14 protein-coding genes are annotated in these 20,882 nt (G+C 53.3%); 1 reads left to right on the forward strand and 13 read right to left on the reverse strand.

The window, feature by feature from the left end; all coding sequences use genetic code 11:
* Window positions 1–5 precede the first annotated feature (5 nt).
* The 8 genes from leuC to IEW06_RS16935 all read right to left on the reverse strand — a co-directional run bounded on the left by leuC (window position 6) and on the right by IEW06_RS16935 (window position 10,505).
* Window positions 6–1,397 carry a 3-isopropylmalate dehydratase large subunit gene (gene leuC / locus IEW06_RS16900; protein WP_188548625.1) on the reverse strand — a complete coding sequence of 464 codons (1,392 nt, stop codon included), beginning with the start codon at window positions 1,395–1,397 and terminating at the stop codon, window positions 6–8.
* Between the two features lies 1 nt (window position 1,398).
* Window positions 1,399–2,565: a 2-isopropylmalate synthase gene (locus IEW06_RS16905; protein WP_187731659.1), complete on the reverse strand. Its 1,167-nt coding sequence runs from the start codon at window positions 2,563–2,565 to the stop codon at window positions 1,399–1,401.
* Window positions 2,566–2,914: 349 nt separating this feature from the next.
* Window positions 2,915–4,189: a threonine ammonia-lyase IlvA gene (gene ilvA / locus IEW06_RS16910; RefSeq protein ID WP_187731658.1), complete on the reverse strand. Its 1,275-nt coding sequence runs from the start codon at window positions 4,187–4,189 to the stop codon at window positions 2,915–2,917.
* Window positions 4,182–5,246, reverse strand: coding sequence for a ketol-acid reductoisomerase (ilvC, locus tag IEW06_RS16915; RefSeq protein WP_187731657.1), 1,065 nt, complete (start codon window positions 5,244–5,246; stop codon window positions 4,182–4,184). Before ilvC ends, ilvA begins: the two co-directional genes overlap by 8 nt.
* Window positions 5,247–5,412: 166 nt before the next feature.
* Window positions 5,413–6,018 carry an acetolactate synthase small subunit gene (ilvN, locus tag IEW06_RS16920; RefSeq protein ID WP_187309164.1) on the reverse strand — a complete coding sequence of 202 codons (606 nt, stop codon included), beginning with the start codon at window positions 6,016–6,018 and terminating at the stop codon, window positions 5,413–5,415.
* 151 nt (window positions 6,019–6,169) lie between these two features.
* Window positions 6,170–7,906, reverse strand: coding sequence for a biosynthetic-type acetolactate synthase large subunit (ilvB, locus tag IEW06_RS16925; RefSeq protein ID WP_187731656.1), 1,737 nt, complete (start codon window positions 7,904–7,906; stop codon window positions 6,170–6,172).
* 8 nt (window positions 7,907–7,914) lie between these two features.
* Window positions 7,915–9,588 (reverse strand): dihydroxy-acid dehydratase, encoded by a 1,674-nt coding sequence (gene ilvD, locus IEW06_RS16930; protein ID WP_188548626.1) that lies wholly within the window; start codon window positions 9,586–9,588, stop codon window positions 7,915–7,917.
* Window positions 9,589–9,599: 11 nt separating this feature from the next.
* On the reverse strand, window positions 9,600–10,505 hold the full coding sequence (locus IEW06_RS16935; protein ID WP_188548627.1) for a branched-chain amino acid transaminase: 906 nt from the start codon (window positions 10,503–10,505) through the stop codon (window positions 9,600–9,602).
* A 480-nt stretch (window positions 10,506–10,985) separates the two neighbouring features.
* On the opposite strand from IEW06_RS16935, the gene IEW06_RS16940 reads away from it, so the two are divergent.
* Window positions 10,986–12,530, forward strand: a complete 1,545-nt coding sequence (locus tag IEW06_RS16940; protein WP_187731655.1) for a hypothetical protein — start codon at window positions 10,986–10,988, stop codon at window positions 12,528–12,530.
* A gap of 157 nt (window positions 12,531–12,687) precedes the next feature.
* Here IEW06_RS16940 and IEW06_RS16945 read toward each other — a convergent pair whose 3' ends face one another.
* The 5 genes from IEW06_RS16945 to IEW06_RS16965 all read right to left on the reverse strand — a co-directional run bounded on the left by IEW06_RS16945 (window position 12,688) and on the right by IEW06_RS16965 (window position 20,818).
* Window positions 12,688–14,415, reverse strand: coding sequence for a CotH family protein (locus IEW06_RS16945; RefSeq protein WP_187731654.1), 1,728 nt, complete (start codon window positions 14,413–14,415; stop codon window positions 12,688–12,690).
* Window positions 14,416–14,673: 258 nt separating this feature from the next.
* Window positions 14,674–15,804, reverse strand: coding sequence for a metallophosphoesterase (locus IEW06_RS16950; RefSeq protein WP_187731653.1), 1,131 nt, complete (start codon window positions 15,802–15,804; stop codon window positions 14,674–14,676).
* A 174-nt stretch (window positions 15,805–15,978) separates the two neighbouring features.
* Window positions 15,979–17,973: an alpha/beta hydrolase family protein gene (locus IEW06_RS16955; protein WP_187731652.1), complete on the reverse strand. Its 1,995-nt coding sequence runs from the start codon at window positions 17,971–17,973 to the stop codon at window positions 15,979–15,981.
* A gap of 120 nt (window positions 17,974–18,093) precedes the next feature.
* On the reverse strand, window positions 18,094–19,446 hold the full coding sequence (locus tag IEW06_RS16960; protein ID WP_187731651.1) for a sensor histidine kinase: 1,353 nt from the start codon (window positions 19,444–19,446) through the stop codon (window positions 18,094–18,096).
* Window positions 19,436–20,818, reverse strand: coding sequence for a sigma-54-dependent transcriptional regulator (locus IEW06_RS16965; RefSeq protein ID WP_187731650.1), 1,383 nt, complete (start codon window positions 20,816–20,818; stop codon window positions 19,436–19,438). Before IEW06_RS16965 ends, IEW06_RS16960 begins: the two co-directional genes overlap by 11 nt.
* Between the last annotated feature and the right edge of the window lie 64 nt (window positions 20,819–20,882).

Below are 20,882 nucleotides of genomic sequence, written 5' to 3' on the forward strand. Positions count from 1 at the left end.
GCGGACTAGTTTAAGTATTCGGTAATGTCCACGATATGACCTTCCACGGCCGTTATAGCCGCTACCAGCGGACTGGCCAGCAGGGTGCGCGCACCGGGTCCCTGGCGCCCCTCGAAATTGCGGTTTGAAGTAGAGACGCAGTAAGCGCCGGCCGGAATCTTGTCGTCATTCATGGCTAGGCAGGCGCTGCAACCGGGTTCGCGCAGCTCAAAGCCGGCCGCAGTCAACACCTGATCTAAGCCTTCGGCAATGGCCTGCTTTTCCACCAGCTTGGAGCCGGGCACAATGATGGCCTCCACGTGCGCCGCCTTGTGCTTCCCCTTCACATAGGCCGCGACAGCGCGGAGGTCCTCAATGCGCGAATTGGTGCAGCTCCCAATGAACACGTAGTCGATCTGCTTGCCCAGCAATGATTCGCCGGGCGCAAAACCCATGTACTGCAAGGACTTATCAAAGCTAACCGCCTCACCTTCTAGCACCTGCAACGGAATGTTGCCATTAAGCGCCATTCCCATACCAGGGTTTGTGCCGTAGGTAATCATGGGCAAAATGCCCCTCGCGTCGAATTGTAGTTCGGCATCGAAGGCGGCATCAGCGTCGGAGTACAGCGTTTGCCAATACGCCACAGCCTGCTCCCACCGCTCGCCTTGGGGGGCAAATGGGCGGCCTTTCAGATAGGCAAACGTGGTAGTGTCGGGGGCAATGAGGCCACCGCGGGCGCCCATTTCGATGCTCATATTGCACACCGTCATGCGGCCTTCCATGCTCAGAGCCTGGATGGCGCTGCCCGCGTATTCCACGAAGTAGCCCGTGGCCCCACCCGTACCAAGCTGGGCTATCACATGCAAAATCAAGTCTTTGGCCGTGACGCCTGGCCGCAACTCGCCGTCCACAGTAATGCGCATGCGCTTAGGCCGACTGATCAGCAAGCACTGCGAAGCCATTACCTGCGTCACCTGGCTGGTACCTATACCAAAAGCAATGGCGCCAAAAGCGCCATGAGTAGAAGTGTGGCTATCGCCGCAAACAATGGTCATACCGGGCTGGGTAATACCCAACTCAGGCCCAATGACATGCACAATGCCTTGGTATTCATGGCCTAAACCAAATAACTCAACGCCATGCTTGGCACAATTTTCAGTCAATTTATCAACCTGGGAGCGCGAAAGCGGGTCCTGTATAGGTAAATGCTGGTTGCGCGTGGGCACGTTATGGTCTGCGGTGGCCACTATCTGGGCGGGGTTGTGCAGAGTCAAGCCACGGGCCGCGAGTTCGTCGAAGGCCTGCGGACTGGTCACTTCATGAATCAGATGGCGGTCGATGTAAAACACCTCCAAATCGCCCACGGCCTTTACCACATGCGCATCCCAGATTTTATCAACTAACGTTTTACCCATGTTAATTGGCTGCTACCAAATTTTCCTGTTCCACTAATAAGTGCAGATCATTATCTACTACTTCCTTCTGACGATCAGCCATCTGCATAAAGCAAGCATAGGCCTTGTTGAGAGCCGGCCGATCAAATTCATATCCTAATTTTTGAAGCCTGTATGCCAGCGCCGCCCGACCCGATCGGGCTGTGAGCACAATAGAAGAATCGGCCACGCCCACCGTGCGCGGATCAATGATTTCGTAGGTTTCCCGATTCTTAATCACCCCATCCTGGTGAATGCCACTGGAATGAGAGAAGGCATTGGAGCCCACAATGGCCTTATTGGGCTGCACCGGCATCCCCATCATCGCCGACACCAAGGCTGAGGTATCAGCCAAACGCTGGGAGGTAATATTGGTATCCAGTTGCAGGTAAGGATGCTGGCGCAAAATCATGACGACTTCTTCCAGCGCTGTATTGCCGGCCCGCTCTCCTACCCCGTTGATGGTGCACTCAATCTGGCGGGCGCCATTTAGCACGCCTGCAATGGAATTGGCCGTAGCCAGCCCCAAATCGTTATGGCAATGCGTTGACAAACAGACCTTATCGATGCCCCGCACATTCTCACGCAGATATTTGATCTTAGCGCCATACTCGTCGGGCAAACAGTAGCCCGTGGTATCAGGAATGTTGAGGACGGTGGCACCGGCCTTAATAGCCGCCTCACACACGCGAGCCAAATAATCATTCGCCGTGCGGCCAGCATCTTCGGCGTAAAACTCCACGTCTTCTACAAAGGATTTGGCCAACTTCACGGCAGCTACAGCACGCTCCAGCACTTTATCCTGGGTGCTGCAAAGCTTGTGCAAAATGTGCGATTCGGAAGTCCCGATGCCGGTATGAATGCGCGGATAGCGCGCCGGCTTCAGCGCTTCAGCCGCCACCCGGATATCGTTTTCCACGGCGCGGGAAAGGCCGCAGACTGTTGCCTCGCGGGTTTGGGCTGCAATGGCCTGCACCGCCTCAAAATCGCCAGGACTAGAGACGGGAAAACCGGCCTCGATAACGTCTACGCCGAGCCGTTCGAGCTGCTCGGCAATAATGAGTTTCTCGTCGCGGTTGAGCTTGCAGCCCGGCACTTGCTCACCGTCGCGGAGCGTGGTATCGAAGATTTGTATTTTCTCAGCTGCCATAGGTCGGGGTACTTTTAGCGGATAGCTATTGCAAGTACACCGGCAAAACGTGAGAGGAGAAACGAATTTTCGAGAAGCCTACTATTTCTAATTGCGACTTTTCAACTTATAACACATTGATTATCAATTTTTAATATTAATACCAGATACAATGGCCAACGCTTAAACCGGCTATATTTTTTTGCTGGATATATACTAAAAATGCCCCCTAAAGAACGTCATGCAGAGCAACAGCGAAGCATCTCGCGGGCTGATGTCAGGTTACTAATCTAACGGAGCGAGCGAGATGCTTCGCTGTTGCTCTGCATGACGTTCTTTCTGAAACTTAGACTGTTAGTTCAATATAAGCTTACACCAGCAAGCTTAAGAAATCCTGCTTGCCGTTGAGGTACTCATAAGCGAAGCCTTCAGTCTCCATCCGAAACTGAATGCCTTCAATATCGTGGGGCTTTTTCACTTCGATTCCCACGAAAACGGGGCCTTTTTCCTTGTTGTTTTTCTTGATGTACTGGAAGTGGATGATGTCGTCGTCGGGGTGAAGGACGTGGTTCACGAAGCGGCGGAGCGCACCGGGGCGCTGATTAAAGGTGACCATAAAGTAGTGCTTCAGGCCCTGGTGACGCATGGCGCGCTCCTTAATGTCCTCCATCCGGGTGATATCGTTGTTGCTGCCACTGAGCACGCACACCACTGTTTTACCTTTAATTTTAGCGGCGTACTGGCGCAGGGCGGAAATGCTCAGCGTACCGGCGGGCTCCAGCACGATGCCTTCTTCGTTGTACATTTTAAGCAAATCTTCGCACACCTGTCCTTCCGGCACCAGCACCACATCATCGAGCAGCTCACGGCACAACTCAAACGTGAGGGCGCCGGGGCACTTCACGGCGGCTCCATCTACGAAGCTCTCGATATTCTCTAACGCCTGACGTTGCCCGGCCTGAATAGCTTGCTGCATAGAGGGCGCACCTTGTGGCTGCACCCCAATGAGCATGGTATGTGGGCTCAACTGCCGAAAAACGCCCCCCACACCCGAGGCCAGCCCGCCCCCGCCGATGGGCATAAAAAGATAATCAATGGGTACGGGCGACGCTTGCAGAATTTCCAGGCCTACGGTGGCCTGGCCCTCCACAATAGCCATGTCGTCGAAGGGGTGAACGAATGTGCTACCGCGCTCGTCGCAGAAACGTTTGGCGGCCGTAAACGTGTCGTCGAAGGTATTGCCGGTCAGGATGACTTCTACTTGATCTTTGCCGAATAGGCGCACCTTGCTCACCTTCTGGGCCGGTGTGTTAGCCGGCATGAAAATATAGCCCTTCAGCCCCAGCAACTGACACGCGTAGGCCACACCCTGGGCGTGGTTGCCGGCACTGGCGCACACTACATCGTGCGCGCCCTGCTCCCGGGTTAGCGTGCAAATCTTGTTGTAAGCGCCCCGAATCTTGTAGGAGCGCACCACCTGCAAGTCTTCCCGCTTGAGGTAAATAGTGGCCCCGTAAACAGCCGACAAGCCTAGATTCTGCTGCAGGAGGGTTTCATAAATCACTCCTTGAAGGTTGCGGGCAGCTTGCTCTACATTTTTCAGCAGCACCGCCGGGGCAGAAGTGGCTATAGTTTCGCTATGCATCAGCTTCTTGGGTCTTTTTCAGGGAGCGAAGCTGGCGCACAGTAGCGCCGGTCTGCCACAGCTCCGAGTCGCGAACTTCCTTCAATTCCACTTCCAGTTCCTGGCGGTAATTAGGCGTCGAGCCGCGCTCAATAGTGCGCTCGGCTTCTTTGCCGGAGGCCACGCTGTTGTAGAGTTCATTGAGCACGGGCAAGGTGGCTTCGCGGAAGCGGCCTTTCCAGTCGAGGGCACCGCGCTGGGCCGTTACGGAGCAGTTGCTGAACATCCAGTCCATGCCGTTTTCGCCCACCAGCGGTACAAGGCTCTGCGTTAGTTCTTCCACGGTTTCATTGAAGGCCTCCGAGGGCGAGTGGCCGCGCTGCCGCAACACTTGATACTGAGCCTCGATGATGCCGGCCAGAGCACCCATTAACACGCCGCGCTCCCCGGTCAGATCCGAATAAACTTCCTTCTTAAAATCGGTTTCAAACAGGTAGCCGGAGCCCACACCTATGCCCAATGCAATAGCTTTTTCATAAGCATCACCACTGGCGTCTTGGTACACGGCAAACGACGAATTTAGCCCCCCACCCTGCAAATACAGCCGCCGCAGACTAGTGCCGCTACCCTTAGGCGCTACCAGAATCACGTCCACGTCGGCGGGCGGAATGATGTTGGTTTGGTCGTTGAAAGTGATGCCGAAGCCGTGGGAAAAGTACAGCGTTTTGCCGGGTGTCAGTCGGGCTTTCAGCGTAGGCCACAGCGCAATCTGGCCAGCATCCGACAGCAGGTTGGCGATGATGGTGCCGCGCTCCGCCGCTTCCTCAATAGAGAATAGCGTTTCGCCTTCTACCCACCCATCTTGCAGGGCTTTCTCCCAGGAAGGCGAGTCTTGGCGCTGCCCGATGATGACGTTGAAGCCATTGTCGCGCAGGTTTAGCGCCTGGCCCGGGCCCTGCACCCCGTATCCAATCACGGCAATTACTTCGTCCTTCAAGTAGGCTTGCGCCTTGAACAGCGGATATTCGTCGCGGGTAATTACGGTCTCGTCTACGCCGCCAAAATTGATGGTTGCCATGTTGTTGGAGTTAGAGTTTTATGATTAAAGTTGTTTTGCTATGGGCTGGGGGGCTTTTTTGAACGTCATGCAGAGGCGGAGCAGAAGCATCTCGCGGGCTGATGTCAGGTCAGTAATTCCACGACCGCGAGCGAGATGCTTCGCTCCGCTCTGCATGACTGCCCTTTTACATCGTAAAGACCTTGTCACGGTCGTTGAGAAACTCGTTCTCAATGACTTCTGAGCCCGGCTCGGTGCGCTCGAATTCGCGCAACTTGCGGTTGAAGCCGTCGCTGTGCTTGATGATGGCGATGCGGGCGCTGCGCACAAACTCAATCAGGCCGTAAGGCTGCAGCACTTTAATCAGGTTGTCGGTTTCCTCGCGGTGGCCGGTGGTTTCGAATACTGTATAGTCCCGGCGAATCACAACGGCGCGGGCACCGTATTCGCGCAATAGGCGCTCCACGGAGGCTTTTTCAGCAATAATATCAGTGGGTACTTTGTATAGGGCCATCTCCTGCCAAATCACTTCCTGGTTGGTGTTGAAATACACTTTGAGCACTTCCACCTGCTTCTCAATCTGCTTGGCAATCTTGCGCACCACGTCTTCTGTTTCGTGAATTACGATGTTGAAACGGTGAATCCCATCGATTTCGGAGGGCGAGGTGTTCAGGCTTTCAATGTTGATTTTGCGGCGCGAGAAGATGATGGCAATGCGGTTGAGCAAGCCGATCTGATTCTCGGTGTAAGCCGTGATGTTGTATTCCTGCCGGTCGATGGGTTGCTCACTCATAGCTTTTGTTTTTACTCAATTATCGAACGTCATGCAGAGGCAGAGCCGAAGCATCTCGCGTGTTTAGTGGGAGTAGTAATCCAGCATCAGCACGCGAGATGCTTCGCTGTGCTCTGCATGACACGTTCTTTTAACGATTGCAGCGCTAGGCTTACCGCAGTCGGATTTCGCTGACGCTACAGCCTTGCGGCACCATGGGGAAAATGTTGTTCTCCTTTGTCACCATTACTTCTAGCAGAAATGAGCCAGAATGCTGCAGCATTTCCTGGAGGCTGCTTTTCAACTCTGCGCGCTCCGAAACGCGTTTGCCGCTGATGCTGTAGCCACTGGCCACGGTCACATAGTCGGGGCTGGCGATGTTCACAAAGGAGTAGCGCCGGTCGTTGAACAGCTCCTGCCACTGCCGCACCATGCCTAAAAACTGGTTGTTGAGGATGATGATTTTGACGTCCACGCCGGTCTGCATAATGGTGCCCAGCTCCTGAATCGTCATTTGGATACCACCATCGCCAATAATGGCGACCACCGGACGGTCGGGGCGACCAAATTTGGCTCCGATGGCTGCGGGTAAGGCAAACCCCATCGTGCCCAGCCCGCCGCTGGTAATGTTGCTGCGCGAATGGTTGAACCGGGCGTAGCGGCAGGCAATCATCTGGTGCTGGCCCACATCCGTCACCACAATGGCGTCGCCCTGAGTTAGTTCATTTAGCTGCTGGATAACTTCGCCCATGGTCAACTCATCCGACGTCGGAAAAAGCTCGTCCTGAATAACGGCGGCTACTTCTTCGGTCTGGAACTGCTCAAAGCGCTGCCGCCATTCCGGGTGGCTTTTCGTTTCAATCAGCTCTGTAAGCAGCGGTAGGGTTTCTTTACAATCGCCCCACACCGGCACGGTGGTAGTCACGTTTTTGTCAATCTCCGTGGGGTCGATGTCGAGGTGAACTACCTGGGCCTGCTTGGCATATTTGTCGAGGCGGCCGGTTACCCGGTCGTCGAAGCGCATACCGATGGCAATGAGTACGTCGCACTCGTTGGTCAGCATGTTGGGGCCGTAATTACCGTGCATACCCAGCATTCCCACGTTTAGCGGATGATCAGTAGGCAGAGCGCCAGCGCCCAGGATAGTCCAGGCGGCCGGGATGCCGCTTTTTTCAATAAAAGCGCAGAATTCCTGCTCGGCTGCTCCCAATATTACCCCCTGACCCCAGAGCACGAAGGGCCGCTTGGCTTGGTTGATTAGCGCAGCAGCCCTAGTCACATATTCGGGGCGTACAATAGGCGCGGGCCGGTAGCTGCGGATGTGCGTACAGGGCGTGTACTCCGAGAAGCCAAACTTCTGCTGCTGAGCATTTTTGGTGATGTCAATCAACACCGGGCCGGGACGGCCACTACGGGCAATGTAGAACGCTTTGGCCAACGCCTCCGGTAGCTGACTCGCCTCCGTTACCTGATAATTCCACTTGGTAACCGGAGTCGTAATGTTAATAATATCGGTTTCCTGGAAGGCATCAGTACCCAGCAAATGCGCGAATACCTGGCCGGTAATGCACACCAAGGGCGTGCTGTCGATAAGCGCATCAGCCAGGCCCGTGACCAGATTGGTAGCGCCGGGCCCGCTGGTGGCAAACACCACCCCTACTTTGCCGGAGGCGCGCGCATAGCCCTGGGCTGCGTGAATACCGCCCTGCTCGTGGCGCACCAGCACATGATTTAGCTCCTCTTTGAAGTCAAAAAGCGCATCGTAGATGGGGATAATAGCCCCGCCCGGATAGCCAAAAACAGTGTCTACACCTTCAGCCAGCAGCGCACGCAGCGTCATTTCCGCTCCCGACATGGTCTGGGGGGCTTTTTCCTGCAGAAGTTGGACTGGTTCTTCCTTCGTGAACATAGTCTTGCTTATGAATCGGTGATGCACCCCTCACTGGCGGAGCCCACGGTGCGGATATATTTGCGCAACACGCCCCGGGGGGCTTTTTCGGCTGGCGGAGTCCATTGGGCCCGACGGGCCGTCATTTCGTCCTCTTCCACCAGCACACTAATCGTGTTGTTCGCGGCATCCAGCACCACCTGGTCGCCGTTGCGGACCAGCGCGATGGGGCCGCCGTCGTAGGCCTCGGGGCACACATGACCGATAACAAAGCCATGAGTTCCACCCGAAAATCGGCCGTCTGTTACCAGCGCTACTTTGTCGCCTAAGCCCGCTCCGATGATGGCCGATGTTGGCTTGAGCATCTCAGGCATACCCGGTCCACCTTTCGGACCTACGTAGCGGATAATCACCACCTGACCGGCCTCGACTTTGCCCTGGGTCAATCCTTCATTCAGCTCTTCTTCCGAATCAAACACGCTGGCTGGACCCACGAACTTGGTCCCTTCCTTGCCCGTGATTTTAGCCACAGCTCCTTCCGGCGCGAGGTTACCGTACAGTATCTGGATGTGACCATCCGCTTTAATAGGATTGGAAAACGGCCGCAGCAAATCCTGCTCTTCATCCAAGGCAGCCACGCTGGTGAGGTTTTCTTCCACAGTTTTACCAGTTACAGTCAGCAGGTCGCCGGTAAGCAGCTTCTCGTTGAGCAGCGTTTTCATCACGGCGGGCACGCCACCCAGCGCCGAGAGATCTTCCATCAAATACTTGCCGCTGGGCTTGAGATCAGCCAGCATGGGCACCCGATTGCTGACGTGCTGAAAGTCACGCAACGTCAGCTTCACGCCTGCCGCGTCGGCAATGGCAATGAGGTGAATAACGGCGTTGGTAGAGCCCCCCAGCGCGGTGATCAGCACCATGGCGTTTTCGAAGGCTTCGCGCACCAGAATATCCCGCGGCTTAATGTCTTTTTCCAGCAGGCGCAGCAAGTACTCACCGGTGTGCAGACATTCCTCGCGCTTCGCAGAACTCACCGCCGGTGCCGAAGAAGAATACGGTACCGACATACCCAACACTTCCGCCGCCGAGGCCATCGTGTTGGCCGTGTACATGCCCCCGCACGCGCCAGGACCCGGGCAGGCGTGGTTGATTATGCCACGGTAATCTTCGTCGGAAATGGCATTTTGTAGCTTCTTCCCATAGGCCTCAAAACACGAGACAATGTTGAGCTGCTGCCCCTTGAAATTGCCCCCCTTAATGGTGCCGCCATACACCATAAGCGAAGGCCGATTCAGGCGCGCCATCGCTATAAGCGAACCGGGCATGTTTTTGTCGCATCCCACCACGCAGGCCAGCGCATCGTAGTTGTGCGCGGCGGCCATAGCTTCAATAGAATCGGCAATTATCTCCCTCGAAACCAGCGAATAACGCATGCCCGGCGTGCCGTTCGTAATCCCGTCACTTACGCCAATTGTATTGAACCGCAGCCCCACCATGCCGTGAGCGCCCACGCCTTCCTTCACCTGATCGGCCAGCCCATTCAGGTGCATATTGCAGGTGTTGCCATCGAAGCCAGTGGAGCAAATTCCCACAAACGGCTTGCGCAAATCGGCTTCCGACAGGCCCGAGCCAATCAGCATAGCCTGAGAGGCTGGCAAACTGTCGTCTTGGGTGTAAATGCGGCTGTAAGGATTGAGAGCCATGAAAAGCGGTGCTAAGCGGGAGTCGTTTTTGAGGAAAGAGCTGGTGCTAAGGCGCCAGTTACCAACGCCTGGTAGCGGCGGGCCAGTTGGGCTCCTATGGTATCTTGAAAAGGCGTCTCGAACACCACATCGTCCACGGAAGACACACCAATTACTTCGGCGGCGGTGCCGGTCATGAAGGCTCCAGTGGCGCCCTGCAACGCGGCGGGCGTGAAGAACTTTTCGTGCACCGTAATGCCTGCTTCTCTGGCCAAATCAATGATAGTATTGCGGGTAATGCCGCGCAGAATGCTGCCGGCCGGCGCGGTAAATAATTCCCCGTTTTTCTCAAAGAAGAAATTGGCCCCCGGCCCCTCAGCTACGTAGCCGTTCATGTCCAGCAACAAGGCTTCGTCGTAGCCCCGACCTTTCGCTTCGGTGCTGGCAATGATGGAGTTAACGTAGTGCCCGGATATTTTAGCCTCGATGGGCACTGCTTTGGGGTTGGGCCGCTCGTAGGGCGAAATGGTAAGGCGCAGACTTTGGTCGCCGAGGTATTTGCCCCACTCCCACACGGCCATCAGCAGATTGCTGCTGCTCGCGCATTTCAGACTCATATTGGGCGTAGCGGCATACACCAGCGGCCGAATGTAAGCGTCCGTCAGGCCGTTTTTCTCCAGCAGTTGGTAGCTGATCTGAATCAGTTCCTCCACCGAGTATGGCAGCGGCATTCCTACGGTATTGCACGAGTATTCCAGCCGTTCGTAGTGTTCACGCGCCTTAAAAATCTGGGAGCCCTGGGGGCTATTATATGCTCTTATGCCTTCAAAAACGGCATATCCATAGTGCAACGATTGGGCATAGACACTACAGGTAGCTTGATCGGCCTGAACAAACTCACCATCTACAAAAGCGACAGTGTTTTCCTTGAAATACATAGAAGCAGTGAATTTGAGGTAAGTAGTCAGCAGTAAAAAGCCTTTCTGAGCGCGGGGCTTAGAAAGGCTTGTTCTTGAAAAACAGAAGTAGCTCCTTCAGCCCAGCGGCAGCCGAATAATGACCAGAATGACGACCAAGACGGTAAAAAGCATGGCGGCTGGAGCGGTGGCGTTGTTGATGCATGCAGGAAAGAGGAGCCCAACTATGCACGTAAATTCATTTGAGTTGTCGGTCAGGACGGTCAACTTGCGGGCAATAAGCAGGTGCTGCTTTCTGTTTAGCTTGCGGCGCTACAGTGCACTTTCGCTGAGTGTCGCAGTTAGCTTGAAAGCCGGCCCTTCATTGCTGTAAGCTGCACGCAAGTAGCACCGCCTGTTTATTGAGCTAAAAACAAAATTTACTTTATTCACTATTTCCAAATGCAGCTTTCTCAGATGCAACACGCTCTTTTATAATGGTTTAGTAAACAGCAGAATACAATGCCCAACGAAAGTCTTGACCCGGTTTTTCAGTTAATTAAGTCCTTAACCCGCACTGAAAAGCGGCACTTTCGGCTATTTACCAACCGGCAAGGCTCCAATGAGGGCTTGAAATTTTTGCAGCTTTTTGACGCGCTCGACGAGCAGGAGCGTTACGACGAGGAACGCGTGCTTTCGCAGGTGCCGGCCATCAAAAAGGTGCAGCTGGCTAATCTGAAAGCCAACTTATATAAGCAGATGCTGGCCAGCCTGCGCCTCTACCACATGGGCCAGAACCTGGATATTCAGCTGCGCGAACAGCTTGATTATGCCCGTGTGCTTTACAACCGCGGCCTGTACCAGCAGAGCTTGAAGATGCTGGAGAAAGTGAAGGTAGCGGCCCACCAGGCCGAGATGCCCCACATCGTCTTACTAGCTCTAGATTTTGAAAAACTAATTGAGGCTCAATACATTACGCGCAGCTTGCGGGGCAAGGCGGAGAACCTATCGGCGGAGGTGCGGGACACGGTAGCTCACTTAGCCCAAGAGCACGAGCTGTCCAATCTGGCCCTGCGCATGTATGGGTTGTACATTAAAATTGGCCACTCTCGCAACCAGGAAGACTCCGAAAGTATCACCGCGCTTTTCCGGGCCGAGGTAGCCAAGGTTGACCTGACTGCGGGGGGCTTTTTTGAGAAGCTGTATTACTACCAAGCGCAGGTGTGGTACCACACCATCACTCAGAATTTCCGCGCCTGTTATCGCTACGCGCAGAAGTGGGTCGACCTGTTTGCCCAATACCCTGGCCAGCAGGAGCAGCAGTTTATGCTCTACCTCAAGGGCCTGCACAACCTGTTAGTTTCGCTATTCAACTTACAGTATTACAGTAAGTTCAACGAAGTATTACAAACGCTGGAGGCCTTGTCAAACCAACCCGATCGGCGTACGAATCCGAACACGGACATGCTGCTGTTTCTGTACGTGTACACCAACCGTATCAACGCCTATTTCATGCGCGGGCGCTTCACCGAGGGCCTCACCATCATCCCAGAGCTGCTCGACAACCTAAGTCGCTTCCGCCAACAGCTCGACCCACACCGGCGGCTGGTGTTTTATTACAAGATTGCCAGCCTGTATTTCGGCAGCGGCGACCATGATAAAGCCATCGACTATCTGACCAAAGTCATTCAGTACAAGGACGTAAGCCTGCGCGAAGACATTCAGTGCTTCGCCCGCATCCTGAACCTGATTGCGCACTACGAGGCCGGCCGCGACGAGGACCTGGAGTATCAGATAAAATCGGTGTATCGGTTTTTGGGGAAGATGAACGAGCAGCAGCAGATGCAGGTGGCCATATTCCAGTTTCTGCGCAGCCTCGGCGATGTGGCGCCCTCTCAGTTGAAAGATGCGTTTGTGCAGCTGAAGGAGCAGCTAATCGGCATTGCGGCCAACCCCTTTGAGCGCCGCCCCTTCCTCTACCTCGACATTATTTCCTGGCTGGAAAGCAAGATTGAGAACGCGCCTGTGCAGGAGATTATTCAGCGGAAATTCTTGCTGTTAAAGTAATTGATCCCTGCACACCTACTTTGTTGCAGTATTTACTTCATAAAAAAAGCCCCCCTCGTTACTGTGGGGGGCTTTTTATTGCGTTACCTCTCGTTCAGGCCCTTCAGTTTAGGCAGAAAGCAAACTTCGAAGGCATATATTACTTTTTATCAGCAGCTTAGTTTATCAACAGCTTCTGAGTTTTGATATTTTTATCACTTTTTACGGTAGCTATATACAATCCTTTCTTGATCTGATGGATAGCTATTTTATTAGTTTTTCCTGAGAAAGATGACTTCAATACCACCTTTCCATTCAGGTCCTGAATAATTAATTCAAATGCCATGGCAGAAGAAGTAATAATTAAATAATCGCTGGCTGGATTAGGATAAAGATCAAACGACGCGTTAGTCTGATTATTTGTAGTGCTCAAAACGACATCTGAAGTAACAAGAGCACTACCAAAAGCTACGTCCAAATAATTTAACCTGTTTTTAAGCCATGTGGAAATATAAGTTAGCTGAGCTTCGTCGCGCTCAAATGCGCTCCACGCCTTATTTTCTCTCTCGTACACATTATTGTTTAATAAATAATCATGGTTCTTCTTGAATTTTGTCAGTATAAACTCCTCCGTTATTATTGAAGAGCGTAGCTCTGCCCAACGGCGATTAACAGTAGCGCGGAATCCATTTGCTGAACGATCCTGCATCAAACGGTCATAAAATCCATTGGACAAGATATCATTGGTAATATTTACATCCCAACCCTGCCAGTTAGTACCGAATACGCCGTCAAGATCCCACGGGACATAATAATAAGGGTCATCAGTCTTGTATTTAGCAATATAAACATTTTTGCCAGTGTTATCAATGGCTCTGGACAAATTCAAAAAAATAAAATAATCAACGGCATTATTTAAATGAAATTTTTTCTGATAGTCGCGATAAAATTCCTCGTTTGGGCTATTCTTTACAAAATTAGCAAAGTCGTAAATCCTAGACCAATCAGTTTCTTCTTCCGGGTGCTTATACTCAAATCCGCCCCAGAGCAAGCTTGTGTTATCAAAAGGCGGCAGAGCAGTAAAAGTAACAGCTCCGCCCCAGTTATCGCCTTTATACAGCTCACCTTTTACACCGTTGCTATATTTTTTCAGCTTTAGTTGCTTGCGATCTACCCGCTCACTTAAAGCGTACACTCCTTTATATTCCTCATTAATGAAAAGCTCCACATAGACTATATCTATACCGTTCTTAGCCTCTGGCTCTTTGTCTTTATAATATATCTGGTGGATGTTCTGCCATAATTCATTCGATACTTTGCTTCTTATCCGCAATGGCTCATTATACATCGCTTGCAGATTCCATTTATTATCGGTTCTCATCTGTAAAAGACGCATATCTCGGCTTTCTGCCGTAACAGTATCGGTTAAAAAGCCTATTTCATACGATTTCTTTGGGAATGTTTGCGAAAAAGCACCCCTGGTTTCAATATCTATCGCCGACTCAGTAACAGCACCGGTTAACTCTGACATAGTGAAGCCGGCATAAATACTTGGGCTATCCATTATTTCCTTTTTAACGCCAATCTGAATTACGGGCAACTGAGTAAAATACAGCGTATATGTCGATTCCTCAAATCTAACCCGGTATGAGTTAGCCGTACTTAAGGTCGTGACTGGCGTGATAAAGCTATATTTTTTATTAAGTACGATTTCACTGATATTTCCTTCGCCATCTGTGTCAATATCGTTGATGTTCCGATTGACAAGTATTAAATCTTTTTTATCGTCAATATGGTAGAACTCCGTAGGAACTGTAAGGGTAACGCCAGCCAGCGTATCAACTATTGCAAGAATAATAAGACTAAATATAATTATTATGCTTTTGGGAGTAAACGGTTTTTGCATTATCAGTTTTAGTTAATTTATGAACAGTTAGTTTGAGAACACATTTATATAACTGAACTCAGCCATTAAAAAACATGCCAGAAACTTCGTTTATATAATTAAATTAAGAAGTTAGTATAAGTATATAAATTTCTGTATTTCAAGCATATAGCAAGCAACATATTCAAATACTCGCTTTGATTGCGCTATCTACTGATGGCATAAAAAAGCAGCCTGCATAACCACGGGTGGCTATGCAGGCTGCTTTTTTACAGCTTATTAGTAAGCTATGGCACGGGTTATTAGCGAAAAGTTGCTACCAACCAACTGTACATAATACACACCGGCAGGCAAGGCATTGCGCTGCCAAGTGAGGCGGCGGCGGCCGGCTTTTACCACACCTCGGTGCAGCGTAGTTACTTCCTGACCTAATGTATTCAGAATTTTCACCTGCACTTCGGCAGCGCTTGGTAGCGAAAACTCAATCTGGGTGGCATCCTGAAAAGGATTGGGGCTGACAGGGAAGAGCGTGGGCGTCGTGAGGGGGGCCGGCCGCAGCACATACGTATCCTTGAGTTCCTGCCGCCGGTTGAAGAATTGAAACACCAAGCTATCCGGGGTGGCATTCAGGAGCATTGCCCCATAGTTGGTGTCATAAATAGCCTGGCTTTGGGGTAAAGGCTGCTTTCTAATGGCATTTACACTTCGCCCGCCTACGCCGTTCACAAAGTATGGCAATCCATCTACTAATAACCGCTCGTAATGATGGTCGTGCCCGGCTAAAACTGCTGAGGCGCCCCATTCGCCGAAGGGCCACTGCATAACTGCAATGCTGCCGTGATGCCCCGACGACGAGTAAGGCGCATGGTGAAAATATACTATTTTCCACCGTGCTGAAGAAGCGGCAAGCTTTTTCTTTAACCAACTGGCCTGTGCCGAGTTGGCATCAATACCATCGGGCTCAGCAGGGTCGCTATTGATAGCGAAAAGGTGAACGTCGCCGCGCACGAAGTCGTAGTAGCGGCCGTTGCCGGGCAGGGTGAAATAGTCACGGTAGGGCTCACCATTCGAGGTGTAATAATCATGGTTGCCCAGCGAGGGAAAGAACCGGTTGGTTGAAGCGCTGGGGCCATAACGGCCTTTGTATTTATGAATATAGGCGTGATAATACTGGCCAATATTCTGATCGATGGTGGCAGAGTCGCCTAGCTCGTAGTTGTTGTCTCCCAGCGTAATAATGAACTCTGGATCCCAGCTTTTAACCAAGTCCGCTACCTCCTTTTCCGCCCGCCCTGCATAGCCATAGTCGCCGATGGCTGCGAACCGCTGACCATAACTGAACTGGACCAGTACACACAGGCAAAAAACGAGTGCAAGTCGTTGCGAAACCCAGAAAAGACGAGATGACATGAAGCTGATATTACGACTGGAAAGGTAAGCCAATTAGTACCTCTCTGTATTAAAACTATTTTTCAGCAGCCCTATATGCTTCCCGTCGTCTAAGATTGATTCAACTTTCTTGCCACTGTCGGGCTTAAAAACATTAAAATAGAGGTATCTGATTTTGCAGGCCGAATGACATCTCTACCGCACGCTACTGCTGTGAAGCCGTTGGGGGCCAATTACCACCGCCAGGTCATGTAAGTCGTAGTAGTGCAACACGTTGGGTAGTACCAGCGAGTACCAGTCCTTGCGCGTAGGCTGCGTCAAAATCTCGTGGAAGGAGCCGGGCAAATCGATTACTTCCAAACGGGTAATTTGGGGCGACAGCACCGCTGCGTGCAGCGCCACCGGCGTGGCTCGCCCATTGGCATATACTTCAATGGGCAAGGTATGGAACCGGTCATCCTGCCGGATAAAGTTTAACACCGAAAACACATCCTCCACCCGCTGCCCCAGGAGCGGCCGCCCCAGGTGCAGTGCCAGTAGGGCCGGGCGGTACTCGCGGTTGTAGTATTTGGGGTCGTTGAAGGCCGCCGGATCGGTGGTTTCGCCCAGGCCGCGCAGGTCTACCAGCAGGACTGCGGCCCGTTCTCGCAAGTAACTGGCGACCAGGTTAGCGCTATCAGCAAGCGCCGCCTTGCCTTGGTCGGGTAGCCAGACAATAACCTTGCTGGGGGGCAAATTTCCGGGGGGTAGGGCTAGCAGGGTGGGTAAGGGCGGCTGTCCGGCGCGGCGCAGCAACAGCTTGCGCATGGTGGTGCCTTTGGCTTGCACGCTGCCTTCGTCGGCGGCCTCTACCGGAGGAATGATGGCCGTAATTTCGGGCAAGGCCAATACGTGCCGGATTGCAGCCGTCAGGCTGGCATAGGTAAGGGGCTGGCGCTGCGAAGCCAACGCTTGCGCCTGGGCCACATACTGCTCCGATAGTGTGCTTTCTTTCGGGAAGGCAGTGTTCACCTGGCCTGTAGGTGTGCAGTTCAGCTGCTCAGCCGACAAAGTAGCTATGTTATTTTCCGGCACGAGTTGAGCATCATCGCGCAGCCAGCGCCGAAACCAGGCTACGGCAGCTTCCCGCTTGGGCCGGGAAATTCCATGTCCGTCGTCGTAGGTAAACAGGTTGATTCGCCCAGGTTTTTCCAGCTTAGTGTAGACTTGCTTTAACTCATGATACGTAGCCTGAATGCTGGCATAATCGACGAAATCGTAGCGGCCCGCCAGAAGCAGCAAGGGCTTGGGCGCGAACATGATGGGCCACTCAGCCAAGTCGAGGCCCGCCTGGCCGGCGCCCGGAATCTGCACGCAGCCATCGGCGGGGCCGGTAAGCTCCAGGTTTCTTTCGCCGCTGGCCACGTAGCTGCACAGCGCGGCCACCTTCACCCGCGGATCGAACCCGATGAAATAGGCCGTTTGGGTGGCGCCCCCGGAGTTGCCGAGGCAGCCGATGCGGTCTGCGTCGACCTCGCGGCGGGTAAGCAGATAATCGAGGCCGCGCACATTATCCCATAGCTGGGCAGCGGGCACGCTGGTTCCAAGCAAGGCCGCGCCACCATTAAGCAGGGTATGCTCGGTGGTGCCGCCGCGGGTGAGCGGCTTGCCGCTGGCATCGGTGAGCTGATATCGCTCGCCCTGGGAAATGGGGTCAATTACCAGCACCACAAAGCCATTCTGAGCGAATAGTATAGCCGTTTTCTGGTACGACTCGGTGGCTTTGGCGGTGGCTTCGTGGCCGCAAAAGAGCAGCACGGCGGGCCATTTGCCTTTGCCTTTCGGCACATATAAATTGGCCGTAACATGATGGTTGGGGGTGCTTTCGTACACCACTTTCTCTACCCGGTAGCCGGAGCGCTCCATTTTGCCCCCCACGCGGGCCTTGAGCGGCGTACGGGCCGGAAGCGGACCCAACAGCCGACGGTAGCGCGCCCGAACCGTATCCTGATACGCCTGCATGGCAACGCCCGTCTTTAAGGCAGCAGTGAAGGCAGCGCGGCGCTGGTCAGACTGTTGATGAATCTGTTGGACTAAGTAGGTATTGAGCGTAGTAGGCGCCTTCCAATCAATAACGTCGTAGGGCGCTTGGGCGCGAGCGTACCCGGTAAGCAGCCATCCGAGCGCTACGGAAAGCAGCAAAACTTTCACGAAGGATAGTTGAATATATTGATTGGCCACTCTTAAAGTTACCGAAAGCCAATCATTAAACAGCAAGAAAAAGGCCCGAATACAGGCATTTTCGGGCCTTCAGGAGAATGTAATGCGCTTTTAAAACAGTAGCCGAAAAATACTGCCCGCTCCCTCCACCGATTGGACCTGAATACTGCCTTTATGCAGGTGCAGGATCTGTTTAGCCAGACTCAGCCCTATGCCCGAACCGCTTTTGTGCGTAGTGAAAAAAGGGATAAAAATGCTGTCCAGTAAGTCGGCGGGGATGCCGGTGCCGTTGTCGATTACCTCCAGGATAACGCGCTCATTGTCATCGGTGTAGGCCACAAGCTGAATCTGGGGGCGAGGGCGCTCCTCCACGGCGTGGGCAGCATTGAGCACCAAGTTGATCAGCACTTGCTCCATCAGATGACTGTCGGCCTGCAAAAGCAGGTCTGGAGGCTTAACCGACACCAGCAATTCAATTTTCTTTTCGGCCAGGGAGTGAGCCAGCAAGGCCTGAACACTGCTGAAAAGCTCTTTGACGTAGATGGTTGTCAGTAGCGGAGTGGTGATCTTGCTGAAATTGCGGTATACCTGCGCGAAGTTCAACAGGCCCTCACTGCGGTGTTGAATGATGCTGATTCCCTCTTCCACATCATCCAGCAAGTCAATGTCCTGAAGATGAGTGTCTGAGCCCTTGGCTTTTTCGAGCTGCACGTGGCGGCGCAGGGTATCGGCCAGGGAGGCAATGGGAGCCACGGAATTCATGATTTCGTGGGTCATTACGCGCAGCAGTTTCTGCCAGGCCTCCGTTTCGGTTTCGTCGAGGGCGTGACTGACATTTTTGAAAGCAATGAGCGTGAATTCGCGGCCCTGGAGCTTAAACGACGTGGCCGACAATAAGAGTTGCAGCGTTTTCTGACCAACCGTCAGCTTCACCACAGCCGGGCTGCCCGGTGTTAGCTGCATGATGGCGTGGTACAGACCCTCATGGCGTTTCTGGAGGGTCTGAATGGTGCGGAGGTAAGGCAGCTCCAGTGTCTGCTTAAACGACTCATTGACCCATTCCACGTGCCCGTCTGCGTCGTAGGAGATGATGCCGGTATCGATGAGTTCGAGCACCGTTTGGAGGTAAGTAAATTGGGCTTCCTTTTCAGCGCTTAGCTGCCGGAAAGTGGTATTGAGCTGGTTGAAAGCCGAGTAGAGCTGCCTTAGAGCGGGATTTGCATGGGCTTCGTTGAAGTGCTGGGAAAAGTCGCGGTACCGCACGGCCAGCAGGAAGTTGGCCAGCTCTCTGTTGCTGCGCGTCACGTAGCGGGCCAGTTCTAACACGAGCGCAATCACCAGCAAGCCAGCAAAAACCACAGGCGCATAAGAGCCGCGGTATCCATAGTGAACCGCCGCGTACAGCAAAACCAGGATACCCAGCAGCCGGAAGAAAATGCCGATTTCGAGCCGTTTATAGGTCATGCTTATCGAGGCGGCGGTAGAGAGCGGTGCGCGTGAGGCCGAGTTCCTTAGCCGCCTTGGTGATGTTGCCGTGGTGGCGCTCGATTACCCGCAGAATTGTGTTTTTCTCTATCTCATTTAGCTGCAACGGACCATCGGCGAAATCTGGCAAAAAATGCCCCCCAGCGGGCCGCGGCGTTTCCATGGCGGAGAAAGTAAAATCCTGAGGTCTAAGCACCTGGCCTTCGGCCAGAATAACGGCGCGCTCAACGGCGTGCTGCAGTTCGCGGATATTGCCGGGCCAACGGTGCTGCAGTAGCTTTTTCAGGGTCGCCGGGTCAAACTCGGGGCGAGGCTTGTGATTGCGGGCGGCATACAAACCCGCGAAATGCTGGGCGAGCATAACTACATCGTCGCCGCGGTCGCGCAGGGGCGGCAAGGTTATCTCGACGGTGTTGATGCGGTAGATTAAGTCTTTGCGAAACTGATTCTTGGCCGCCAACTCATAAATGGGCACGTTGGTGGCCGAAATAAGCCGAATGTCGATGGGAATGGGCGTATTACTGCCCAGCGGAATCACCTGCCGGTTTTGCAAAGCGGTGAGCAGTTTGGCTTGCTGAGGCAGCGAGATATTGCCGATTTCATCCAGAAACAAAGTACCCGTGGAGGCCGCCGCGAAGCGCCCTACCCTATCGTCTTTGGCATCGGTGAATGAGCCTTTCTTATGGCCGAAAAGCTCGCTCTCAAAAATACCCTCGCTCATGGCCGCCAGGTCGGCGGTAATGAATGGCTTATTGGCGCGAAATGACCGTTGGTGCAGTGCCTTGGCGGCCAGTTCTTTACCTGTGCCGTTTTCGCCTAATAACAACACGTTGGCTTCCGTGGGCGCCACTTTTTCGATGGTGTGAAACAGCTCCTGCATGGGCTCCGAGTTGCCCAGCATGGCCATATCGGCGAAGGAGGCGGGGCGTTTAGGCGCATTGGGGGGCAAATTGGTCTTGGTGGCTTTGTGCTGCAGGGCGGCGTGCAGAGTCTCCAGGAACTTCTCGTTGTGCCAGGGCTTTACAATGAAGTCGGTGGCGCCGGCTTTCAGGGAGCGTACGGCCGTGCTGATTTCGCCGTGGGCGGTGATCATAATCACGGTGGCGTCTTTGTCGCGCTCCAGGATGCGGCTCAGCCAATACAGGCCTTCGTTGCCGGTGCCCAGATTGCTTTTGAAGTTCATGTCCAGGAAGATGACATCGAACGTCTGCCGGCTCAGCACGGAGAGCAGGTTTTCCGGATTGCGCTCCGTTACCACTTCCTGCACCTCGGTTTTGAGCAGCAGTTTCACCGCGAACAGTACATCACGGTCGTCATCTACTACCAGAACGCGCGCCTTATTGGAAGCCATGGAAACTACTACAAGAGAAGATGGAAGAACCGGACTTATCGATTCGGAATGCTAAGTATCCAAA

This window comes from Hymenobacter qilianensis, from assembly GCF_014638675.1.
Lineage (GTDB): Bacteria > Bacteroidota > Bacteroidia > Cytophagales > Hymenobacteraceae > Hymenobacter > Hymenobacter qilianensis.